Here is a 22,284-nt window from a genome sequence, read left to right as displayed (position 1 = left end):
TCTGTTATCATTCACCGCGCTTCACCTCCCGCCCGCAGCACTGCCTCCGCAAGCGCTCTTTTGACGAGCACCTGCGAGATGTGTTCCCGGAATGCCCTGCTTGCCCTCCAGCTGTCCCTTGGATGGATATCCTGAAGGATGGCTTCAGCAGCCAGTCTATACGTCTCTTCGCCTGCCGCCCTTCCCTTCACCGCCTGCTCTGCCGCCGGACAGCGAAGCGGTACGGGGCCGGCCACGCCAAACGCGATCCGCACATCTTCCAGATGCTTCCCGCCGGCTGCAAGTTTAACGTTCACGGAACAGCCAAGCGTTGCAATGTCCATCGCATTTCTCATGGCATATTTGATATAATGTCCGGCGTACCCTTCATAGGAATCTTTTCGTATCAGTATGGCAGTCTCTATCTCCCCGTGCTGCAGATCCACGGTTCCTGCCTTGATATAAAATTCCTGGACAGGAACGGTGCGCACTCCCTTCGGCCCGGCCAGTTCCACCTGCGCGTCATATGCAAAAAGAGTGGACGCAGAGTCGGCAGATGTGACGCCGTTGCACGTATTGCCGCCGATCGTCCCGATATTTCGTATCTGGGGACCGCCCACTTTATCGACCGCCTCGCCGAGCACCGGTATATGCTTCTGTATGAGCGGATTCTTTGTTATGTGGGAAAAGCTTGTGAGCGAGCCGATGCGCAGTGTCCCACCCTCTTTTACGCTGACGCCCCTAAGTTCGTCAAGACCGTAGATACTCACGAGCTCCGGCTGTCTCAGCTTTCCCTCCCGTATCTTGATCAGAATATCGCTTCCTCCAGCGATCACTCTGGCGTCCGGGTGTTCCTCCAGTAATTGAATTGCATGCGATATATTTTCCGCCTCATATAAGGCTTTTATATCATACATCCAGCAGGCCTCCCTTCTTAAATTCCTCAAACAGGACATGTGGATTCAACGGAATCTGGTCTATGCCGATGCCGGTCGCCTGGAGCACCGCATTACGTATGGCAGGCGCTACCGAACAGACCGGAGGTTCCCCGAGCGCCTTTGTGCCGAATGCGCTCGTAGGCTCATAATTTTTCACGAACTGCCCTTCCAGGTGAGGATGGTCCATGGCCGTGGACAGCTTGTAATCGAGCAGATTGCCGTTCAGCGTCCGCCCGGTGGCAGCGTCGAACTTCTCCATCTCGGACAGGCCGTATCCGATCCCCATGCTCATGCCGCCGTGCACCTGCGCCAGGGCAAGGGCAGGGTTGATCAGTTTCCCGCAGTCGTGGACATTTACGATGTCCATAAGGCTTATCTTACACGCCTCAATATCCACTTCCACCTCCGCCATCGTGCAGCCGAAGGAATACGCATTGCTCTTGATCTGATAGGTGCTCTCCGCCGTCAGATGCTCGCTGTGGCTTAAGCTGTACAATGCCTCCGACGCCAGCTCTCCCAGCGTCATCATCGGACGGGCGTCGCTCTTTCTCACGATCACGCCGTCCACCAGCTCAAGCTGGCTTGCAGGCATCCGCGTCAGTTCCTGTGCATAGGAAAGTATGCGTCCTTTCAGAAGCCCCGCCGTCTGCTCTATGGAGAAGCCTGCCGTATACGTCTGCCTGGAGGCATACGCTCCCGTGCCGAACGGCGTCACATCCGTATCCTGGGACGAGATGATATGTACGTCCTCAAACGGTATGCCGAGGGCGTCCGCCGCCATCTGGGAAAACGCGGTGTCCGCCCCCTGGCCAATCTCCGTCTCCCCTACCTGCACCTGGATCGAACCGTCCTGATTCAGCACCATCCTGCACGAGGACGTCTCGAGTGAGATGGGCCATACGGCCGTGTTATACCAGAATACGGCAAGGCCGATGCCCCTGCGGATATTTCCGTCCTGCCCGTCATACTCCTTTATCTTCCTGTCATAATCCATATAGGCCGCCGCCTTGGCCATACATTGATTGAATGTGTCAAAATAATTTTCATTTTTGGAAAATGCGTCCACATAGCCTTGCGGCATCAGATTCTTTCTCCTGAATTCCAGCGGGGACATGCCGACCGCCTTCGCCACATCATCTGTATGACTCTCCACCGCAAACATGGCCTGTGGAATCCCATATCCCCGCATGGCGCCGGCTACCGGCCTGTTTGTAAAGACCGTATACGAATCCGCCTCCACATTCGGACACGGATACAGCTGCGGGAACGCTCCCATCCCCTTTGCGACAACGCCGTGCCCATGGGAGGCATAGGCTCCCTGATTGGAATACGCAGTAAGCTTGCGGGCGGCAAATGTACCGTCCGGCCTCACCCACGATATGATATGGCTGCGTATGGCGTGGCGCACTCTTGTACAGTTGAACGCCTCCTCACGGCTCACATCCAGCTTCACAAGATGTCCGCCGCACAATGTACTTAAAAAAGCGCAGAGCGGTTCATAGAGGACATCCTGCTTGTTGCCGAATCCGCCGCCGATATACGGCTTTATGACGCGCACCCGGCCCCACGGGATCCCAAGCGCCTGCCCTACGACCCTTCGCACGATATGAGGGATCTGTGTCGATGACGTCACGTTGATCTTATGATCCGCCTCATACGCGTAACAGATAAAATTCTCGATGTGGCAGTGCTGGACGGAAGGGGTATCATACCATCCTTCCACCTTAATAAGTCCCGGCTCCTTTATGGCCTCCTCATAGCTGCCGCTTCGGATACTTGTGTGGTTCAGCACATTGCCCGGATAGTCTTCGTGCAGCTGCGGCGCGCCGTCTTCCATAGCCTCCCGGACATCGAGAACAAACGGGTATTCCTCGTACTCTATCTTCACCATCCCCGCCGCCCTGGCCGCCGTCACTTCATCCTCCGCCACGACCGCCGCCACGTCATCTCCGTAAAACCGCACGCGGTCCGTCAGCATGAGCCGGTCCGACACATCCTGATGCGCCTCCTCTACAGACCATGGATGGCCCGCCGTCGGATAATAATTTTTCGGCACGTCAAAGCAGGAGACTACCCGGATAACACCCGGCAGCTTCTCTGCCTCCGACTTATCCACAGACAATACTCTGCCGTTCGCCACGGTAGAATGTACCACCCGCGCAATATACGCCTCTTTCCCGCACAGGTCATCCGTGTATCTGGCCCGGCCTGTCACTTTGTCATATGCGTCCACCCGGTTGACACTCGTTCCCACTGCTCTCCTGCGCTGCTCCATCTGCTCACCTCCAGAAAATCTCTTCACCTGCGGCAAATTTGCCGGTGATCTTTGACTCGCTGCTTAAATATATGAGCCGTTCAAGGCGTTCCGATATCTCTGCCTTCTCCCGGTCCGACACCGCGCTGTCGTCAATAACGACAGCGTCAAACTCATAGCCTTCCTCCAGACTTCCGACCCTGCCGAAAAATTCGCCGCCGCCTTTTGTCGCCAGATAAAAACTCTCCGCCGCTGTCAACGGCTTTAACGTATCATCCACGAGCCTCCACCGAAGCTTGGATGCCTGTATGGCATGGGCCATGGCGGCAAACAGATCCTCCGTACTTCCGCCCGCCACGTCGCTGCCAAGCCCTGTCGGTATTCCTTCGTCCAGAAATGCCCTGACAGGCGCGATCCCGGACGACAGATTCATATTTGATTCCGGACAGTGGGCGGCAAACACTCCATTCTCCTTCATCCGCCTGCGCTCCTGCACGCCGGAATATACACAGTGCGCCATGACGGTCCTTGTATCCGCCCCGAACAGGCCGAATCTGTCGTACGCATCCCCGTAGAACTCTGATCCCGGGCAGAGTTCCTGCACCCAGCCCACCTCGCTTACGTTCTCCGACAGATGCGACTGTACCGGAAGTCCGTACCGCATCTGTATCTTTTTCAGATTCTCCATCAACGCATCCGTACACGTAGGAATAAACCGGGGCGTCAGTATCGGCTTCGTCTTCCGGTACCGCTTCAGACAGTCCTTGACCCATTCCACCGTATCATAAGCCGACTTATCCGCGCTCTGTTCCGTAAGAGGATCCGGAGCATTGCGGTCCATGTTCACCTTGCCCACCATCGTACAAAGACCCGACTGTTCCAGCAGATCCATCAAATACTCCGTGGCAGGCACGTGGATCGTCCCGAAGATACATGCCCGTGTTGTGGCGCTGTACTTAAGCTTCTCCACAAACCTTCCGTAGGCTTCCTTCGCGTATTCGATATCCGCATACTTTGCCTCCTCCGGAAATGTATGCTCATTCAGCCATTCCAGAAGCTCCAGATCCATTCCAAGCCCCCGGAATGTATACTGCGGGGCGTGAATATGCAGATCCACAAGTCCCGGCAAGATGAGCGCCCCCTTCGTATCCCGCACCGGACAGTCCTTATATCTGTCGGGAAGACGCTCATATATTCCTTCTGATATTCCGTCCCTGCATACGACATACCCGTCTTTCTGCACCGTAAGCTCCGTCAGGCTCCTGCTGCAGCAGATATCTCCTCGTAAAATAAAAACAGATTCATTCACCGGTCAAACCTCCTTCTTCCGTAAAAGTCTGCACATACCCGCAGACTTTTACCTCTGCGGATACTTATAGACAACTATTTACGGTAGTTGGTAGAAACGTTCAACCGATTATGAACCTATATAAGTCTCCATGTTTTTTGTTTTTTCTGATTTCATCGTATCACACGAAAAGGTACGAGTCAATGACTAACTCTGGCTGTTTATCCTGTCATTCAGGTCATTCAGATACACCCAGCGCTCCACCATATCTTCCAGTTTCTGTTCCGCCTCTTCCTTCTCTTTCATCAGTTCATTCAAAGCCGCGGAATTCGTGGCATTTAAGGTGATACGCTCTTCCAGCTCACCGATATTCTCCTCCAGTTCAGCGATCTTTTCATCGATCACTTCAAATTCCCGCTGCTCCTTATAAGTAAATCTTAATTTCTTTGGGCCGGACTTCCATGACCTCTCTTCTTTCGCCTTCTTCTCTCTCTCCGGTCCCGGCGCCGCGGCCTCCCCGGCATCGGCGCTTTTGAGAAGATAGTCAGAATAGCCTCCCTCATACTGGGCGATCCTGCCTTCTCCCTCAAAGGCGAAGATCCTGTTCACGATACGGTCGAGAAAATACCGGTCGTGAGATACGGTTATGACGATGCCGTCGAATCTGTCCAGATAATCCTCCAGCACATTCAGCGTCTGGATATCGAGATCATTCGTCGGCTCATCAAGCACGAGTACATTCGGGGCTTCCATGAGAATACGGAGCAGATACAGCCTGCGCTTCTCTCCACCGGACAGTTTTTCGATCCGGCTCCACTGAAGCGCCCCGTCAAACAGAAACCGCTCCAGCATCTGGGAGGCGCTGACCGTCCCCTCCGGTATCGTGACATACTCGCCGGCTTCCTTCACATAATCTATGACCCGTTTCGAGTCGTCCATATACTCATTTTCCTGGGAAAAGTAACCGACTCTGATGGTCTCTCCCATGTCCACAAAACCTGAATCAGGCGCCAGGTTCCCGGTAATGATCTTCAGCAGCGTACTTTTGCCGCACCCGTTCTCCCCTACGATACCGATACGGTCATCTCTGAGAAAGATATAAGAATAATCTTCGATCACAGTGCGCCCGCCGTATGATTTGGCTATGTGTGACACCTCGATCGTCTTTTTCCCCATTCGGGACGAGACAGAACTCATGGCAACCTGCTTTTCCTGTTCCGGCGCGCTCTGTTCCTTAAGTGTCTCGATCCTCTGGATGTGGGCCTTCTGTTTCGTGGACCTTGCCCGCGCGCCGCGCGCGAGCCACTTAAGCTCTGTACGAAGCAGGCTCTGCCTCTTCCTCTCGGCCGCGTTCTCCATAGACTGACGCTGCATCTTCAGGCTCACATACTCCGAATAATTGCCCGGATAATTGTAGAGCCTGGCCCGCTCGATCTCCACGATCCTCGTAGCGACTCTGTCCAGAAAATACCGGTCATGTGTCACCATCACGATAGCGCCTTTAAATCTGATCAAATACTGCTCCAGCCACTCGGCCATCGCCCCGTCCAGATGATTGGTCGGCTCATCGAGCACAAGTATTTCCACCGGCGCCAGAAGCGCCCCCGCCAGCGCTACGCGTTTCTTCTGTCCTCCGGACAGTGTATCCACTTTTGTGTCATAGGACGGAAGGCCAAGGCGGTTTATCATCGCCCTGGCTTCACTCTCGATCGTCCATTCGTTACTTTTGTCTGCATTATCTTTCAGAACCGCCTCCAGTATTGTGGCGCCCCCGTCAAACACCGGGGTCTGGGGCAGATAGCGCAGCTTCACATTCTTGCCGGAACTTACACTGCCGCCGTCCGCCGCCTCCAAGCCGGACACGACCTTGAGCAGCGTACTCTTGCCCGCGCCGTTGACACCGACGATCCCTATCTTTTCATGGTCATTGACCGCGAAGTCCACTTTGTCCAGCAGAATCTTGTCTGTATAGGACTTCGTGACCCCTTCCATTGTCAGTAAGTTCATCTCTTATCCCTCATTTTCTCCTGCAAACGGGTCTCTTCCTTCCGGGATCGCTATGTTGAGCGCCATGGCCACGAGAGCCGCCGGCACGATGCCCGAACCTCCGAACACATATCCTACCCACTGCGGGAGCTGATTCAGCACGTCCGCCGTAGAGCCAAGCCCATATCCAAAGCCGAGCGCAACGGCCACGATCGTGACAACTCTGTTGTTGACGCCTCTCTTCGTCACAAGCTGAATGCCGCTGACCACGATAGATGAAAACATCATAACAGCAGCCCCTCCAAGTACAGACTGAGGCATCATCTCGAACAGGGCGGCGATCTTCGGGAAGAAGCCGCACAACACAAGAATGCCCGCTCCTATGGACAGCGCAAACAGATTGACGATCTTCGTCATTCCTACCAGGCCTACATTCTGGCTGAAGGTAGTGTTGGGCAGCACTCCGAAGAAGGAGGCGAAAGAAGAGCCGAGCCCGTCGCATATGACGCCGCCGGACAGTTCCTTGTCTGTAGCTTCCCTGCCAAGTCCGCCTTCCGTGATACCCGAAATATCTCCTATCGTCTCCACAGCTGTGACGACGAACATGATCAGCATCGGAATGACCGCTTTGACGTCAAAGACAAATTTGACCGGCATGATCTTCGGCAGCGAAAACCAGTCCGCTCCTGCCACCTTGCCCCAGTCGAGCACCCAGGAACATGTGGCGGTGATCGTCTTCTGCGTCTCTGCATCCACGTACTCATATGTAGTCGGAAGAAACAGCGCCAGCATGGCACATACGATATATCCGATGATAATGCCGAAAAGGATAGACGCCGCGCTGCTGATGCCCTTCGTGAAATGCTTAAGAAGGATAATGCTTATGAGCACGACAGCTCCCACAAGCAGATTCACCGGCGATCCGAAATCCCCGTTTGTGTTTCCTCCGCCGAAAGAATTGATCCCGACCGATATGAGTGACAGACCGATCGCCATGACTACCGTACCGGTCACGACCGGCGGAAAAAACCGTCTCAGCGGCTTCAGAAAGAAACCGAGCACACCCTCGAACAGTCCTCCGATCAGACTTGCCCCGAGTATGGCGCCGTACGCGATCACGCCGCCTCCCATGGACGCGCAGATACCCTTGCTCACTCCGATAAATCCGGAACTTGTTCCCATGATGATAGGCAGCCTGGCTCCGACAGGCCCTATCGTAAACAGCTGGACGAGTGATACCACTCCTGCGATCAGCATGGCGCTTTGAAGTACATCTCTTAGCACACCTGCATCTCCAAGCCCGCACATCCCGCCGATGATGAGCAGAGGCGTCAGGTTCCCTACAAACATGGCCAGCACGTGCTGAAGTCCCAGCACTGCCGCCTGTCCAAACGGGATCCTTCCCTCCAGCTCGTAAGGACTTGAATATGTCTTGTTTTTCTCATTTCCCATTCTCTCTTCCTCCTGTGTAAAACTCATACTTCAAAAGAGTACCATCGTTGTCAGGCCTTGTCAATGGGCACTGATTCCATCCACACTTCAATGATCCCGCCGCAGACCATACCGGCATCTTCCGCCTCCTGTCCGGTCATATCGACCGTACAAAGTTCTGCCGCCTTTCCCTCACGCATCATCAGGAGCGCTCTTTTGATGACCTCACTCTCCGCACATCCGCCCCCGATCGTCCCAAACGTCTGTCCATCCTCTCTCACGAGCATTTTTGTCCCGGTCTCTCTCGGCGCCGACCCTTTCCTGGAGACGATGACAGTGAGCACGCTCCTCAGCCCCTGCCGGGGCGTTTCTGTCAGATACTTCCGTATCTCCGGCACATAGGCTTCGTTCCTCCTTCTGCTGTTCTTCACCTGTATGATCTGCGCCATGACGGACACCGCGATCTCCTCCGGCGTCTCTGCGCCAATATCCAGACCGATCGGCGCATGGACGCTCTCCAGAAGCGTTCCGGGCGTCCCTTCATCCTTCAGCTGCTGCCGGACGATACCGACCCGCTTCCTGCTCCCCATCATGCCGACATAGGCATGAGGCTTCTTCACCGCCTCACGGAGACAGGTACTGTCGTACCGGTGTCCTCTCGTGACGATCACAAAGTAAGTGTCCGTGCTGCCTTCTATTTTATCCATACCATCCGCAAAGGGTTCGCAGATCACCTGATCTGCGCCGGCTTTTCTGGCACAGTCCGCAAATCTCGGCCGGTCCTCCAGCACAGTGACGTAAAAGCCCGTCATCTTTCCGATCTGTATGATCGGTACGGACACATGCCCGCCGCCGCAGACGACAAGTTCTTTCCGGCAGCCGGTGTACTCACAGAATACCCTCTGCCCGTCAAGCTCGATGACACCGTTTCCCTGTACCTCGGTAAGCTCCGCAAGATGCCCTGTAAGAAACGGACAGTCCCCAGACTTCCATATGACTTCACGGCCGGACAGAAAGACCTTTTCCCCCTGGGCAGTCCCGGCGATCACAAGCGCTGTCATATTGTCTTCTCCGGCGTCCCGGTTTTGTATCAGCTCATATAGTGTATCCATCGTTAAGCTCCCTTTCCAAATCCACAGTTCGGGAATGTGCACACCGGACAGGAGAGGCACAGTCCTCCCTGCCCAAGACACTGAAAATCTTCCGCGCCAAGTCTCTCGCCCGCCAGCACTCTCGGCAGCACGAGGTCGAATATCGTCCGCTTCGCATACATGACACAGCCCGGCAGTCCCATCACGGGAATACCGGCCGCATATGCCAGCATAAACATGGCTCCCGGCAGCACCGGCGCCCCATAGGTGACGACCTCATCCGCACATCTGCGGATCGCCAGAGGCGTGCGGTCATCCGGATCCACACTCATGCCCCCGGTACAGATGACAAGACCGGCGCCGTCCCGCAGGCAGCCCCGCACAGCCTCCGCCGTCATGGCAGGATCGTCATTGCACGTGACCGTGCGTGTCACTTCAACCTCATACTCCTTCAGCTTCCCGATCACGACAGGGGTAAATTCATCCCGGATCCTCCCGCTGTATACTTCGCTGCCCGTCGTAACGACCGCCGCCTTTATCCTGCCAAAAGGCAGGATCTGAAAGAGCGGTTTTCGTCCGCACAATGTCTCCGCCTGTCTCATCTTCTCTTCCTCTATGATGAGTGGTATGACGCGCATGCCCGCGATCTTGTCTCCCTTTTTCACAGGAAAATTGCCGTGGCGGCAGGCGATCATCATCTCGCCGAGAGAATTCACCGCATGCAGCCTGCCGGTGTCCACTTTCAGCAGACCGTCACAGTCCGCGATAAGTTCTATCTTGCCCTCTTTCACAGCAGAAGGATGCATGTGCGCTCCCTGGGAAATGCGTCTGAGGATCTCTGCCGCGTCATTTTCATGCAGCATGCCTTCCGAAGCCTCCCATACATAGATATGTTCCTTCCCGACCGACAAAAGCACCGGGATATCTTCCTCTGTAATGACATGCCCTTTGCGGAATACCGCATCCTTTGTGACTCCCCTGATGATCTGTGTGATGTCGTGACACAGTACGCTTCCCACCGCGTCCTCTACCTTTATCTGCTTCATCGTGGTTTCTGCCTCCTTTGTCCCCCGTTATTGATCAAGATATGTATTCTTATATTCCTCCCGGATGTCCTCCGGCACGAGCCGGCCGCCCGTCGCCCATGCAATATGGACCGCATCGTCCATTTTATCCCACAGGCCCTTCTCCTTGATGTACGCTTTTGTCTCTTCGTACTGCAGCAGTCTGACAGGACCTTCAAACGCCGCGCACGCGCTCGGTTCCAGGAAGATGTCTTCTGTCTCAAGAAGATTTCTCATATACTCATACAGCCGTTTATCCTCAAGCGTAAACTCCCCGCTTAAGAGCGGTTCCATCACTTTACCTACAAATCCCGACGGACGCCCTACGGCGAGCCCGTCCGCATGGGTAAGGCCGGTAAGCCCAACGTCCTGCACAGAGATATCATTGTGGAGTCCCGTCGCCATTCCAAGCAGCATGCACGGCGCCTGCACCGGCTCTGCAAAGAAGCAGTGCACATTGTCCCCCCACAGTTCCTTGAGGCCGAACGTAACTCCGCCCGGAGCGCCGCCCACGCCGCACGGAATATATACGAACAGCGGATGATCGCCGTCTACCGTTACGTCCAGTTCTGTAAGCTGCGTCCTCAGCCGTTTTGCAGCCACCGCATAACCCATAAAAAGATTTTTGGAGTTCTCATCGTCGATGAAGTAACTCTTCGGGTCGGCATCCGATTGCCTTCTTCCGTTCTTTACCGCCTCGCTGTAGTCGGACTCATATTCCACTACTTTGACGCCGTGGCTTCTCAGCATGTCTTTCTTCCACTGTCTGGCATCCGCGGACATATGGACGATGACTTTGTATCCGACCGCCGCGCTGGCAATTCCGATACTCAGGCCCAGATTCCCCGTAGAGCCGACCTGTATCGTATACTGGCTGAAGAACGTTCTGCACTCGTCTGACGCAAGGACAGAATAATCGTCCTCCATCGTTATGAGACCAGCCTCAAGCGCCAGATCCTCGGTATGCTTCAGCACTTCATAGATGCCGCCCCGCGCCTTCACCGAACCGGCAATGGCCAGATGGCTGTCCTGCTTTAAGAGCAGCCTTCCCGGAAGGGCGCTCCCGTATACGCGGTTCACGTATGCCTGCATCTTTGGCACCGGAGTCAGAGCAGATTCGATCAGCCCGCCCCGGTCTGCCGTCTCGGGGAAGCATTTGACGATAAACGGTGCGAAGCGGGCGAGTCTTTTCTCGGCGTCCTCGATATCCGCCATGGCCACCTCAAGACTTACGTCCGCAAACGGCTTAAGTTTCGGGTTCACCCACGCAAGGTCCCGGGCTTCTGCGATTTTCTTTACGACGGGCAGTTCCATTATCTTTTTATCCATAAGGCAAATCCTCCTCAGCTTATTTTTTATATTTTAACACATATACCGTGTTTTTACTAATACACTGTAATTTTCAAAATTATGATATGATTCATTGACATCACTGTTTGTTCGGTGCTATAATACTCAGAAATCAGAAACCGCAGATGGGGAAGTTTTGCTGCCAAACGGTCTTCAGCGAATCCGGGACGGTGTGAGCCGGACAGATGTCAGTGCCAGCAAGTGGGCCTCAGAGGGCAAGGTGAACGTCAGACAAGTAGCCGAGACGCAGGGCCGGCGTTAAAGGGCCAGGGATGTGATCGCATTCTGTAAAGTGGGTATATTGTATACCAAACAAGGTGGTACCGCAGGCATGGCCTGTCCTTGAATCTATTGTATTCAGGGGCAGGCTTTTTTTATTCCAAATCAAAATGAGAAAGGATATTGCATATGAACGATGAATTTACACTGTATGATCTGAAAGTGGAGGTGATCAGCTCGGATAAGCCGATGGTATGCCGCCACAGAGAAGGGGACTATTTCCTCGTGGAAGGCGAAAACCTCGTTTTTCCCCAGACGACCTCATTTTCCATGTATTCCCTCGCCGCTCTCCTGCCGCTTCTTCCCGCCAAACAGAGGGAACTGCACGAAAACGACTGGATGCTCTCCGACAGCATCATTGCCTGCCCGGACCCAAACTGCGGGGCAAGGTTTAAAATAACCCGGACCAGACCCCGGACGCTCCGGCATTCTGAATGTACGGTAGAAAAGATACATTCCACAAAAGATGACATAACAATGAATATGGAGGAAATTAAAAATGGATCAGAGGATTGAACTGACAAAGGATTATACGATCTGCCGGGTACTGAACGGCTGCTGGCAGCTTTCCGAAGGACACAGCCTGCAGGGCCGCCTGGATCTTAAAGACGTGATGAAGGCATTCCACCTGTTGACAGAACAGGGATTTACTACGTTTGACTGCGCGGATATCTATACGGGCGTGGAAGAATTTATCGGAGAATTTGTGAAGGAATTAAAGAGCGGACATGGAATATCCGCCGATGACATTCAGATCCACACGAAGTATGTGCCCGATATCAATTACTTAAGCCAGGTAGACTACGCTTTTACCGAACAGATCATTGACCGGAGCCTGAAGCGCTTAAACCGCGACACGCTCGATCTCGTGCAGTTTCACTGGTGGGATTATGACGTCCCCGGATATACAGAGACTGCCGGGTATCTGCTCCGCCTGAAAGAAAAAGGCAAGATCCGCAATATCGGAGTCACAAATTTTGATACCGCCCGCCTGAAAGAGCTGGTAGACGCAGGCATTCCCGTCGTATCCATGCAGGCTCAGTATTCCGTATTTGACCGGAGGCCGGAGAGGAACATGCTCGATTACTGTAAAGCCAACGGTATCAAACTCCTCTGCTATGGTACGTTATCCGGTGGTTTTCTCGCGGAAAAATGGCTTGGAAAGAACATGACCGAGCCGGAGACACGCTCCCAGGTCAAATATCTTCAGATCATTGAGGACACCCTCGGCTGGGACGGCTATCAGGAACTGCTCGGCCTGCTGTCCAAGATCGCAGAGAAATATAATGCAGGCATCCCCAACGTGGCTTCCAAATATATTCTCAGCCAGGCCGGCGTCGCCGGCGCGATCATCGGTATACGCAACAGCCAGCACGTAGCGTCTAACGCCAGGATCTTTGAATTCGACCTGGATGAAGAGGAAATTGAGACAATACGCGCATTTTTACAGCAGTTTCCTGCCCCCGAAGGGGAACCGTTTGAACTGGAACGCACCCCCAGCTCCAAATACCGCAGCATTATGCACATGAATATCAATGAAAAGGAACAAAGCTAAACCATCCAAAGGAGTGACAACAGACATGGAAAAGAAAAAACTTGAATTCAAGGGAGGCTGGAGCGTTGCATTCTTACCCGTATACATCTTCCTGTTCTTCTGTATCTTATATTTTGTCGTATTAAAAGCATTTGAAATGTATGCGCTTGCGATGGGAGCCCTCACCGCTCTTCTGATCAGCGCTCTCTTTACTAAGAAAGGACATTATGAGGCATATTGGGAAGCAGTCTACCGCGGGGCAAAGGAAGCGGTCCCGGTGACGATCCTTCTGCTCATTATCGGGATGTTCTCCGCAATGATCAAAGCGGCCAACATATCGACCGGCTTTGTATGGCTCGCGGACAGACTGCATGTCGGCGGCGGCCTGTTTACGGCATTTACTTTCTTTGCCGTGTGTGTCATTGCCTCTGCGACCGGCTCTTCCCTCGGCACAATGTTTACCTGCTTCCCGATCTTCTATGCGGCGGGCATATTGCTTGGCAGCGATCCTGCCGCACTTGCAGGCGCCATTGTGTGCGGCGGGATCTTCGGGGATAATCTGGCTCCTATCTCCGACACGACGATCATCTCGGCAGGAACGCAGGAATATACTAAAAAGTCCGGCTTTGCCGATGTGGGCGGCTGTGTGGCCAGCCGGTTAAAATACTCCCTTGCCGCAGGCGTTATTTCCTTTGTTCTGTTCTGGATCTTCGGAGGCGGCGGTACTCTCGGCACCGGTGCAGAGGATATCCTGAGAGAACATAGGAATCCCGCCGCGCTCGTGATGCTCGTCCCTGTCGCTGTAATGCTCTTTACCGCGGTCAGGACACGGAATATATACAAGGCGATCACGGTCGGACTGATCCTCGGGACTATCGTCGGCCTGGCGTTTCACCTGCTCACGCCGGAGAGTGTCCTTTCCGTACAGGACGGCGCGCCGGCCGGCTTTCTGACGGACGGTGTAAACGGAATGATCGCCACGATAACGCTCGTCCTTTCCGTATATGGGATCATGGGCGTGCTCACGGCTGCCGGGGCGCTTGAGAAAATAACCGATCTGATCCTGAACAGCCGGTTAGGCCAAAGCTCCCGCGGCGCCGAGACCGCCATGATGCTTGGGATCTCTGTCACCACCATGTTCTTCGGCGGAGTGACAAGCGCCTCCATGGCAACCTTCGGGAAGATACAAAATGAGATAGGAAAGCGTGCGGGGCTTCATCCGTACCGCAGAGCCAATCTTCTGGATGGCTTTGCCAACTCCATCGTCCTGGCAGTTCCATTTTTAAGCGTCTTTGTATTCATCGGGTCTTCCCTGACAGCGGGATACGAATATGCGGACGCGCTGTCAGTAACTCAGGTCGCCGGCTTTATGTTCTACTGTTTCTCTCTTTTTCTCGTACTGTTATTTTCTGTCTTTACCGGATGGGGAAGAACATACGAAGGTGAAAACGGCAGACCGGAAAAAGCAAGACCGCCGCATTAACGGCGACGCCCCCCGCTCTGCTGTACTTTTCTCAAAATAACCTTGCTGGTATAGACACTGCCCTTTTTCTCAAACCGTGCCGTGCCGCTGCTTTTCTTTACGGCTGCCTCCACATTCCTAAGGCCCAGCCCCTCTCCGTGGGAAGCCGCAGAGCCGATGCTGTTTTCCACCGTGAGTACAATATCATCTCCGCCGGTTACGCAGCGGGCGCGGATGAAGGCGTCTTCCCCTCCTGCGGCTGCGTTGACCGCATTCTCAAATATATTGCCGAACACCACACAGAGGTCTGTGTCCGGCACGCCGGCCCCCATAGGAAGGTCCAGCTTCACATCCAGATGCACTCCCGCCCCTGCCGCAATGGCCAGATAATGCTTGAGCAGGGCATTGACCGTCCTGTTCTCACACCAGTCGGGCACATCGTCACCTGGCAGGCTGGCCGAATATTCGTCCAGATATTGAAGCATGCCTGCCGTGTCGTTCCGCCCCGCAAAGTCACGCATAGCTCCAAGGTGATGCCGCAGGTCGTGCCGGGCGGCGCGGGCAGCCTCGATACTCTGGGTCAGATTTTCATAGTCTTTCGCCTGCAGCGCAAGCCGCGTTTCCAGCTCATGCTCCTTGTTCAGCCGCTCTGCACTGTTCAACAGCATCTTCAGATTAAAAAAGTAACTGATAATGCCGGCCAGGGAGACAAGCAGATACAGCAGATTCAAGCTCAGATCTTCAACCGGCTTTGTATCGCCGTAGGCCACAAAGGCAAGCGCGATCACCGCAAAAGTCAGCGGCGTCACGCACAGCAGCAGGATACTTTTTTTATCCAGCTGCTCCAGCGCAGTCTGCAGGCTGCCTTTACAAAATCGATACAAAAACGGCATCACGATCAGACTGCCGGCAAACTGCATAACGGTCAGAAGTGTGAAACGCGGCACTCCGGCAGCTTTGTAAGGAAACAGATAAAACAGACTTCCATATGCGATCTGATTGATGCACGTTGAGATCGAATACATCAGTAAAAAAACATAAAACAGCCGGACAGCGGAAACACGGAACGCCCGGATAAACAAGGTGATAAGCAGAAGGTAGTTGAGCAGATAGGCATACGCCGTATAGTTGAGCCAGTTGGGAACCGCCAGCACAAGCACAAAGGCACTGGCTGCCCGGAAGGCGATCATAAAAGCGGCCATCAGGCCGATCACTGTCCTGGAAACGCGCCGCTGTTTCAGAAAGGGAACACAGGCGAGGAAGTACCATGGAACTTCCGACAGAATATACCTGGCCGCCAGTTGTATCGCTGTATTCATTTACTCACCCCTTCCCACGACTTCAAACCGTCTGTCCTCCCACGCGCGGCGGACCAGTCCGGTCTCACCCCTGCGGATGGGCAGCAGCACGTCATCGCGCATGGCCGCCTTGCCCCGCTGTACCGCGATCACATGGTCCAGATTGATGATGTAGCTGCGGTGGCTGTTAAGAAAGCGGTTGTCTGTAAGTTTTTTCAATATGCCCTGCACCGATTCATACGGATTGTACGTGCCGGTCCGGGTATATATCATGCAGTTGCGGTTATTTCCTTTCATATAATAGATATCGGAATATGGAATACGTTCGATATGCCGTGATACCATGATCTCCAGATACTTCTCCGTGCCCTCCAGAACCTTGAGCGCACGGGAAAACGCCTCGTCCACACTTTCCTGTTCAAGGGGCTTTAAAAGATAATCCACCGCCCATACACTGTAGCTTTGCGCCATATATTCTTTTGTGTTTGTCGTGAACACTACCGGCGAGTAGTTCCCCTCCCGCCGCAGCTTCAGTGCGGCGTCCATGCCGGAAAGTCCCGGCAGAAGGATGTCCAGAAAAAGCATGGAAAAAAAGGTTTTCTTCGCAGCCTTCAAAAGCTCCCCGGCAGTACCGAACACCTCAAGTTCGGCGTCCACATCCCGGCGCGCCATGGCTGTCTTTATCAGTTCACAGAGCAGGTCCTGCTCTTTTTCTTTATCCTCGCAGACTGCTATTTTCATTTTTTCCTCCTTACGAATCCTTTTTCAAGTTGTATTTTATAATATAAACTATAACATGATACGAAGCATTACACAATATATAGGCAGATTCAAAATATCAAAACGTAGTGAATCGTATATATAAGCGGCCGCCGTCTTATCCCGGGCCGGCCACAGACAGAAAGATCCCCGTGTGACACAGATGTGTCACACGGGGATCTCCTTCTTACACTATATTACAGGAAAATATATTTCAGTATGAACAATATGGCCAGTATGTACATGAGTACACTGATCTTCTTTTCCTTCGCCTTTCCTGTGAGCAGATTCAATGCCACAAAAGAGATAACTCCCATGGAGATACCTTCGGAAATGCTGTAGAAAAACGGCATTGCCAGAATACAGATATAACACGGAATCGATTCTGCATAGTCCTCGAAATCAATATTGACTACGTTCGTCAACATGTAGAATCCTACAACTACAAGCGCCGGCGCCGTTGCAAAGGACGGGATCGCCAGGAATATCGGTGACAGGAACAGCGCCAGTCCGAAAAGGACCGCTGTCGTCACTGCGGTAAGCCCGGTCCTTCCTCCCTCAGATACACCGGACGCACTCTCTACATATGTAGTGGTCGTCGTTGTTCCAAGTACCGCGCCCGCTGTCGTTGCAATGGCATCTGCGAGAAGCGCGCCCTTGATGCGTGGGAGCTTGCCTTCTTCATTGAGCATATTCGCCTTGGAGGACACACCGATCAGCGTACCGATCGTATCGAACATGTCCACAAATAAGAATGCAAATATTACGACAATAAAGTTCACGGAAAATATACCGGAAAAGTCAAGCTTCATAAATACCGGCGCAAGGCTTGGAACTGATAATCCTCCGCTGAAATCCGGAAGCAGCCCATAGAAGCCGATCTCCGGGTTCGGCACATACAGCCCGGCAAACTGGCAGATGATCCCGAGTATCCACGTAATGAGAATTCCCCAGAGTATATTGCCTTTGATATTCTTGATAACAAGGATACCCGTGATGATAATGCCGACAATAGCGAGAAGAACCGTGATTCCTACGTCGTTAAATGATGCCTCCACACCTTTCGCCGCATTATAGCCGTCCAGTGAGAACAGCTGGATAAGCGTGGAGCCTCCTGTCACGACATTCGCGTTCTGAAGGCCGATAAATGCGATAAACAGACCGATACCAACGCTCACCGCTGCCTTTAAGTTCTTCGGGATCGCGTTAAAGATGGCTTCGCGCACATTTGTAAGTGAAAGTACGATAAAGATGATACCTTCCACGAACACCGCCGTCAATGCCACTTCCCACTTATATCCCATACCGAGTACAACGGTGTACGCAAAATACGCGTTCAGTCCCATCCCCGGCGCAAGGGCAAACGGATAATTTGCACAGACTGCCATGAGCAGCGTACCAATAAGCGCGGCAAGCGCTGTTGCCGTAAAGATCGCCCCCGAATCCATACCGGTTGCGGACAGGATGCTCGGATTGACAGCCAGAATGTACGCCATTGTCATGAATGTTGTGATGCCGGCCAGAATTTCAGTCTTCACATCTGTACCGTTGGCATTTAGTTTGAATAGCTTTTCTAACATTGAATTCCCTCCTTCGTAGTATTTGTTCTCTCTTTCCTACGTTAATAGTATAACATAGATCAGTGTAACAAAACAGACCCGTTATGTAAACGGATCTGCCAAAATTTATGATTCCCGGATCACTTTTCTAAGCGGAAGCACCATACCGGGTGACACGGACAGTTCATCGATTCCCATGGAAAGAAATGTTTTCGTCAGTGACAAATCCGCCGCCAGCTCTCCGCATATCCCGATCCACTTGCCCTCAGCGTGCGCGCTTTCGGCAGCCATGCGGATCATGGCAAGCACGGCGGGATGATGGGCGTCATAAAACTCGTCCAGCTTTTCATTCTGCCGGTCGACCGCAAGTGTATACTGCGTCAGGTCATTGGTACCAACACTGAAGAAGTCCACCTCTTTTGCCAGTTCGCGGCTCACCATAACGGCGGCGGGAGTCTCTATCATGATCCCGGTTTCCACATCCTCCCGGAACTGAATGCCTTCCGCCTTCAGTTCCGCTTTCACTTCTTCTATGATACCTTTGATCTTCCTCACCTCTTCCACGGAGATGATCATCGGAAACATGATGGCTATCTGCCCGAACGCCGAAGCCCGGTAGAGAGCCCGAAGCTGTGTCTTAAATATGTCTGTCTGCGTCAGGCAGATACGGATCGCGCGGTATCCGAGCGCAGGATTTTCCTCCTTATCAAGGCCGAAATAATCCACCTGCTTGTCTGCGCCGATGTCCAGCGTCCGGATGATCACTTTCTTTCCCGCCATATTCTCCGCCACAGTTTTATATACGCCAAACTGCTGCTCCTCCGTCGGGTACGTGTTACTCTCCAGATACAGAAACTCACTTCTGAACAGCCCGATGCCGCCCGCGTCATTTTTAAGTACCGCCCCGACGTCGGCCATGCTGCCGATGTTGGCATATACCTGGATCTTCTGTCCGTCTGCAGTTATATTTTCTTTGCCTTTGAGCTGCTGCAGAAGTTCTCTCTGCGCCGCGTCCTCCTGCTGTTTTCTCTGCATCCGTTCCATCGTCGGACCGTCGGGCTCAATGTAGATCTTCCCTTCAAAGCCGTCCACGACCGCTGTTTTCCCGTCATACTCCTGTGCGAGTCCTTCCCCCGTGCCTATGACTGCCGGTATATTCATCGTCCTTGCCAGAATCGCGGTATGTGAGTTGGCGGAACCGTACATGGTCACGAAGGCCAGCACCTTTTCTTTATCAAGCTGTACCGTCTCACTTGGCACGAGATCGTCGGCAGCTATGATGACCGGCTCACCGACTGCCATCGGACCGCTTTTGTTCTCTGAAAGCACGCGGAGAAGCCGCTCGGACACATCCCTGACATCTGCGGCCCGCCCCTGCATATATGCGTCGTCCATCGCCTGGAACATAGCCGCGAAATTGTCGGCCGTAGTCCCGATGGCATACTCGGTATTGACTTCCTGGGTTGTAATGATATTTACGATGGATTCCACGTAATCCAGGTCCTCAAGCATCATCTGATGTATCTCGAAGATCATGGCGTTCGCTTCGCCCACATCTTCTACGGCCTTGTCATGCAGCTCCTGAAGCTCCTGTGAGGCTTTTACTTTTGCCTCTTCAAACCGTTTCACTTCCCTCTTAGTATCTTCCACATGGCATCTCTTGATCGTGATCTCGCTTCTTTTATAAAATGCGATCTTTCCGATCGCGATACCGCCGTAAACACTCTTACCTTCTAACGTAATCATCTCAGACCATTCCTTTTTTGCAGTGGATTATAAGTTTTCTTTCAAAAATGCTTCCATGGCGGCTGCTGCCGCTTCTTCGTCAGCCCCTTCTGCCGTTACGGCGATCTGCTCCCCGCACTTGGCGCCAAGTCCCATCACAGCGAATATTCTTTTTGCGTCGGCACTCTTTCCGCCTCTTTCGATCTTTATATCTGACTGAAATTCATTTGCCTTCTTTACGAGCAGACCAGCCGGTCTTGCGTGGATACCTTCTCTGTCTGTGAGTACATATTGAAATTCTTTCATGATCTTTTTCTCCTTCTCTTACTTCTCTATTATAAACAATTTGTTAACGTTTGTCTGCCGGAAGCGGTTTCTTCAAAAGTACGATTCCGGCCATGGATACAACAGCGCCTGCCGCCAGCGCCAAAAAGAACATCGGTGCGTTCTCGATGATGCCTATGACGAAAATGCCGCCGTGGGGCGCTCTGGAGCCGCAGCCAAACGCCATAGAGAGCGCTCCCGCCACAGCCGAGCCAAGCACACAGGGCGGGATGATGCGCAGCGGGTCTGCAGCCGCAAAAGGTATGGCCCCCTCTGTGATAAAGGAAAGCCCCATAATATAGTTCGTGATCGTCGTCTGCTTCTCACTTTTCGTAAATCTGTTCCGGAAAAACGTCGTGGCGAGCGCTATCGCTATCGGGGGCGTCATGCCGCCGATCATTACAGCCGCCATGATATCGATCTGGCCGCTTGCGATGGCCGCCGTGCCGAACACGTATGCCGCCTTGTTGAACGGGCCCCCGAAATCGATGGACATCATGCCGCCCAGCACTGCGCCGAGAAGTATTTTGCTTGATTCGCCCATGCCTGCAAGCATATCATTAAGCCACGTATTAAATGCCCCGATCGGCGGATTCACGGCAAAGATCATGATCACGCCCATAAGCAGGATGCCTAGGAACGGGAATAGCAGCACCGGTTTTGTGCCCTCCAGCGACTTTGGAAGTCTCCCAAGCAGCTTCTTGATCAGCACCATGAGATACCCGGCCACAAAGCCGGCAATGAGCGCTCCGAAAAAACCGGAGGAAACCCACGCTTCTTCCGGAAGCGTGACCGACGTTCCTGCCTTAGCGAGAAGTCCGCCTACAATACCGGGCATAAGCGCCGGTCTGTCTCCGATGGCCATGGCGATATATCCGGCGAGAACCGGAAACATCATGCCAAACGCTGTATTTCCCACCGTGTTAAAAAACAGCGCCATCGGGCTGCCTTTACCAAAGTCGGCTCCCCCGGCATTGGCCCCGTCCACGAGAAAAGACAGCGCGATCAGGATGCCGCCTCCGATAACGAACGGAAGCATGTGGGATACGCCATTCATCAGGCTTTTATATATTTTGCGCCCGAGTCCTTCCCCGTCATCGGCCATACGCTCTTCTTCCCCGCCTCTGCTGTGATAGACCGGAACCTTGCCGCCGACCGCCTCCGTGATAAGCTGCTCTGCTTTGCTGATGCCGTTGGCCACCTTGGTCATAAGAACCGGTTTGCCGTCAAATCTTGCCATTTTCACATCCTTGTCCGCCGCTATGATGATACAGTCACAGGCTGCGATCTCGTCTGCAGTCAGAACATTTTTATCCCCGCCGGAACCGTTCGTCTCCACCTTGATCGTGTATCCCATCTCTTTTGCCTTGTTTTCCAGACTTTCCGCCGCCATATACGTATGGGCGATCCCGGTCGGACATGCGGTGACCGCCAGTATCTGATATCCTCTTTCAGCCGGAGCCTCCTCTGCCTTTTTCTCTTCCTGTTCCTCGGGGAACTTGGCCTGCTCGGCTTTGTCTATGACAGACAGAAACTCTTTTGCCGTCTCCGCTTTCATGAGATCATCCCGGAAGCTGTCGTCCATAAGCAGCATGGACAGTCTGCTGAGCACCTCCAGATGTACATTATCTTCCGTGTCCGGCGCAGCGATCAGAAAGATAAGATGTACCGGCTCTGCGTCAAGTGAAGCAAAGTCCACGCCGTCCTTTAACACCATAGCCGCAAGTCCCGGGGACTTTACAGCATCAGTCTTGGCGTGGGGGATAGCGATCCCTTCTCCGATGCCTGTCGTTCCCTCTTCTTCTCTTTGATAGACGCCTGCCCTGTATGCCTCTATATCAGCGATATTGCCGCCAGAAGCCATGAGCTCCACCATCCGGTCAATGGCCTCTTCCTTCGTGTTTACAGCTCCATTCAGTTCTATGCCCGTAGTTTTGAGCAAGTCTACGATTTTCATGATTTC

Annotated in this window: 17 protein-coding genes and 1 riboswitch; of the genes, 3 read left to right on the top strand and 14 right to left on the bottom strand. The window is 53.3% G+C overall.

The window, feature by feature from the left end; translation table 11 throughout:
• Positions 1-11: 11 nt before the first annotated feature.
• From xdhB to dsdA, 8 genes are all read right to left on the bottom strand, one after another.
• Entirely contained in the window at positions 12-896 is an 885-nt protein-coding gene (gene xdhB / locus LAJLEIBI_RS05290) for a xanthine dehydrogenase subunit XdhB (RefSeq protein ID WP_006441886.1), read from the bottom strand.
• The gene (xdhA, locus tag LAJLEIBI_RS05285; protein ID WP_006441885.1) at positions 889-3,192 is read right to left on the bottom strand and encodes a xanthine dehydrogenase subunit XdhA; all 2,304 of its coding nucleotides are present in this window, start codon (positions 3,190-3,192) and stop codon (positions 889-891) included. The genes xdhB and xdhA overlap by 8 nt, the downstream gene beginning before the upstream one ends.
• A 4-nt stretch (positions 3,193-3,196) precedes the next feature.
• On the bottom strand, positions 3,197-4,480 hold the full coding sequence (locus LAJLEIBI_RS05280; protein WP_040434668.1) for an amidohydrolase family protein: 1,284 nt from the start codon (positions 4,478-4,480) through the stop codon (positions 3,197-3,199).
• Positions 4,481-4,527: 47 nt separating this feature from the next.
• A riboswitch (purine riboswitch) is annotated at positions 4,528-4,624 on the bottom strand.
• Positions 4,625-4,666: 42 nt separating this feature from the next.
• Positions 4,667-6,466 carry an ABC-F family ATP-binding cassette domain-containing protein gene (locus LAJLEIBI_RS05275; RefSeq protein ID WP_006441883.1) on the bottom strand — a complete coding sequence of 600 codons (1,800 nt, stop codon included), beginning with the start codon at positions 6,464-6,466 and terminating at the stop codon, positions 4,667-4,669.
• 3 nt (positions 6,467-6,469) lie between these two features.
• Entirely contained in the window at positions 6,470-7,897 is a 1,428-nt protein-coding gene (locus LAJLEIBI_RS05270; protein ID WP_083790583.1) for a uracil-xanthine permease family protein, read from the bottom strand.
• A 50-nt stretch (positions 7,898-7,947) separates the two neighbouring features.
• Positions 7,948-8,988, bottom strand: a complete 1,041-nt coding sequence (locus LAJLEIBI_RS05265; protein WP_006441881.1) for an XdhC family protein — start codon at positions 8,986-8,988, stop codon at positions 7,948-7,950.
• Positions 8,989-8,990: 2 nt separating this feature from the next.
• Positions 8,991-10,013, bottom strand: a complete 1,023-nt coding sequence (locus LAJLEIBI_RS05260; protein ID WP_006441880.1) for a molybdopterin-binding protein — start codon at positions 10,011-10,013, stop codon at positions 8,991-8,993.
• 27 nt (positions 10,014-10,040) lie between these two features.
• Positions 10,041-11,360, bottom strand: a complete 1,320-nt coding sequence (dsdA, locus tag LAJLEIBI_RS05255; protein WP_006441879.1) for a D-serine ammonia-lyase — start codon at positions 11,358-11,360, stop codon at positions 10,041-10,043.
• Positions 11,361-11,789: 429 nt separating this feature from the next.
• Between dsdA and LAJLEIBI_RS05250 the strand changes: the two genes are divergently transcribed.
• From LAJLEIBI_RS05250 to LAJLEIBI_RS05240, 3 genes are read left to right on the top strand one after another with little or no spacing between them, the layout of a single operon-like run.
• Entirely contained in the window at positions 11,790-12,176 is a 387-nt protein-coding gene (locus LAJLEIBI_RS05250) for a TIGR04076 family protein (RefSeq protein ID WP_006441877.1), read from the top strand.
• On the top strand, positions 12,160-13,215 hold the full coding sequence (locus LAJLEIBI_RS05245) for an aldo/keto reductase (RefSeq protein ID WP_006441876.1): 1,056 nt from the start codon (positions 12,160-12,162) through the stop codon (positions 13,213-13,215). Before LAJLEIBI_RS05250 ends, LAJLEIBI_RS05245 begins: the two co-directional genes overlap by 17 nt.
• Before the next feature lie 25 nt (positions 13,216-13,240).
• Complete coding sequence (locus tag LAJLEIBI_RS05240) at positions 13,241-14,677, top strand: Na+/H+ antiporter NhaC family protein (RefSeq protein ID WP_040434665.1); 1,437 nt, start codon at positions 13,241-13,243, stop codon at positions 14,675-14,677.
• Here LAJLEIBI_RS05240 and LAJLEIBI_RS05235 read toward each other — a convergent pair.
• From LAJLEIBI_RS05235 to LAJLEIBI_RS05210, 6 genes are all read right to left on the bottom strand, one after another.
• On the bottom strand, positions 14,674-15,975 hold the full coding sequence (locus tag LAJLEIBI_RS05235) for a sensor histidine kinase (protein ID WP_006441874.1): 1,302 nt from the start codon (positions 15,973-15,975) through the stop codon (positions 14,674-14,676). The genes LAJLEIBI_RS05240 and LAJLEIBI_RS05235 overlap by 4 nt on opposite strands.
• The gene (locus tag LAJLEIBI_RS05230; protein ID WP_006441873.1) at positions 15,976-16,695 is read right to left on the bottom strand and encodes a LytR/AlgR family response regulator transcription factor; all 720 of its coding nucleotides are present in this window, start codon (positions 16,693-16,695) and stop codon (positions 15,976-15,978) included.
• Positions 16,696-16,910: 215 nt separating this feature from the next.
• The gene (locus LAJLEIBI_RS05225; protein ID WP_006441872.1) at positions 16,911-18,293 is read right to left on the bottom strand and encodes an NCS2 family permease; all 1,383 of its coding nucleotides are present in this window, start codon (positions 18,291-18,293) and stop codon (positions 16,911-16,913) included.
• 105 nt (positions 18,294-18,398) lie between these two features.
• Positions 18,399-20,018 (bottom strand): phosphoenolpyruvate--protein phosphotransferase, encoded by a 1,620-nt coding sequence (ptsP, locus tag LAJLEIBI_RS05220; protein ID WP_006441871.1) that lies wholly within the window; start codon positions 20,016-20,018, stop codon positions 18,399-18,401.
• A 27-nt stretch (positions 20,019-20,045) separates the two neighbouring features.
• Positions 20,046-20,303 (bottom strand): HPr family phosphocarrier protein, encoded by a 258-nt coding sequence (locus LAJLEIBI_RS05215; protein ID WP_006441870.1) that lies wholly within the window; start codon positions 20,301-20,303, stop codon positions 20,046-20,048.
• A 43-nt stretch (positions 20,304-20,346) separates the two neighbouring features.
• Positions 20,347-22,278 (bottom strand): PTS fructose transporter subunit IIABC, encoded by a 1,932-nt coding sequence (locus LAJLEIBI_RS05210; protein WP_040434663.1) that lies wholly within the window; start codon positions 22,276-22,278, stop codon positions 20,347-20,349.
• Between the last annotated feature and the right edge of the window lie 6 nt (positions 22,279-22,284).

This window comes from [Clostridium] hylemonae DSM 15053 (assembly GCF_008281175.1).
Lineage (GTDB): Bacteria > Bacillota > Clostridia > Lachnospirales > Lachnospiraceae > Extibacter > Extibacter hylemonae.
This window is presented reverse-complemented; position numbering and strand designations above follow the sequence as displayed.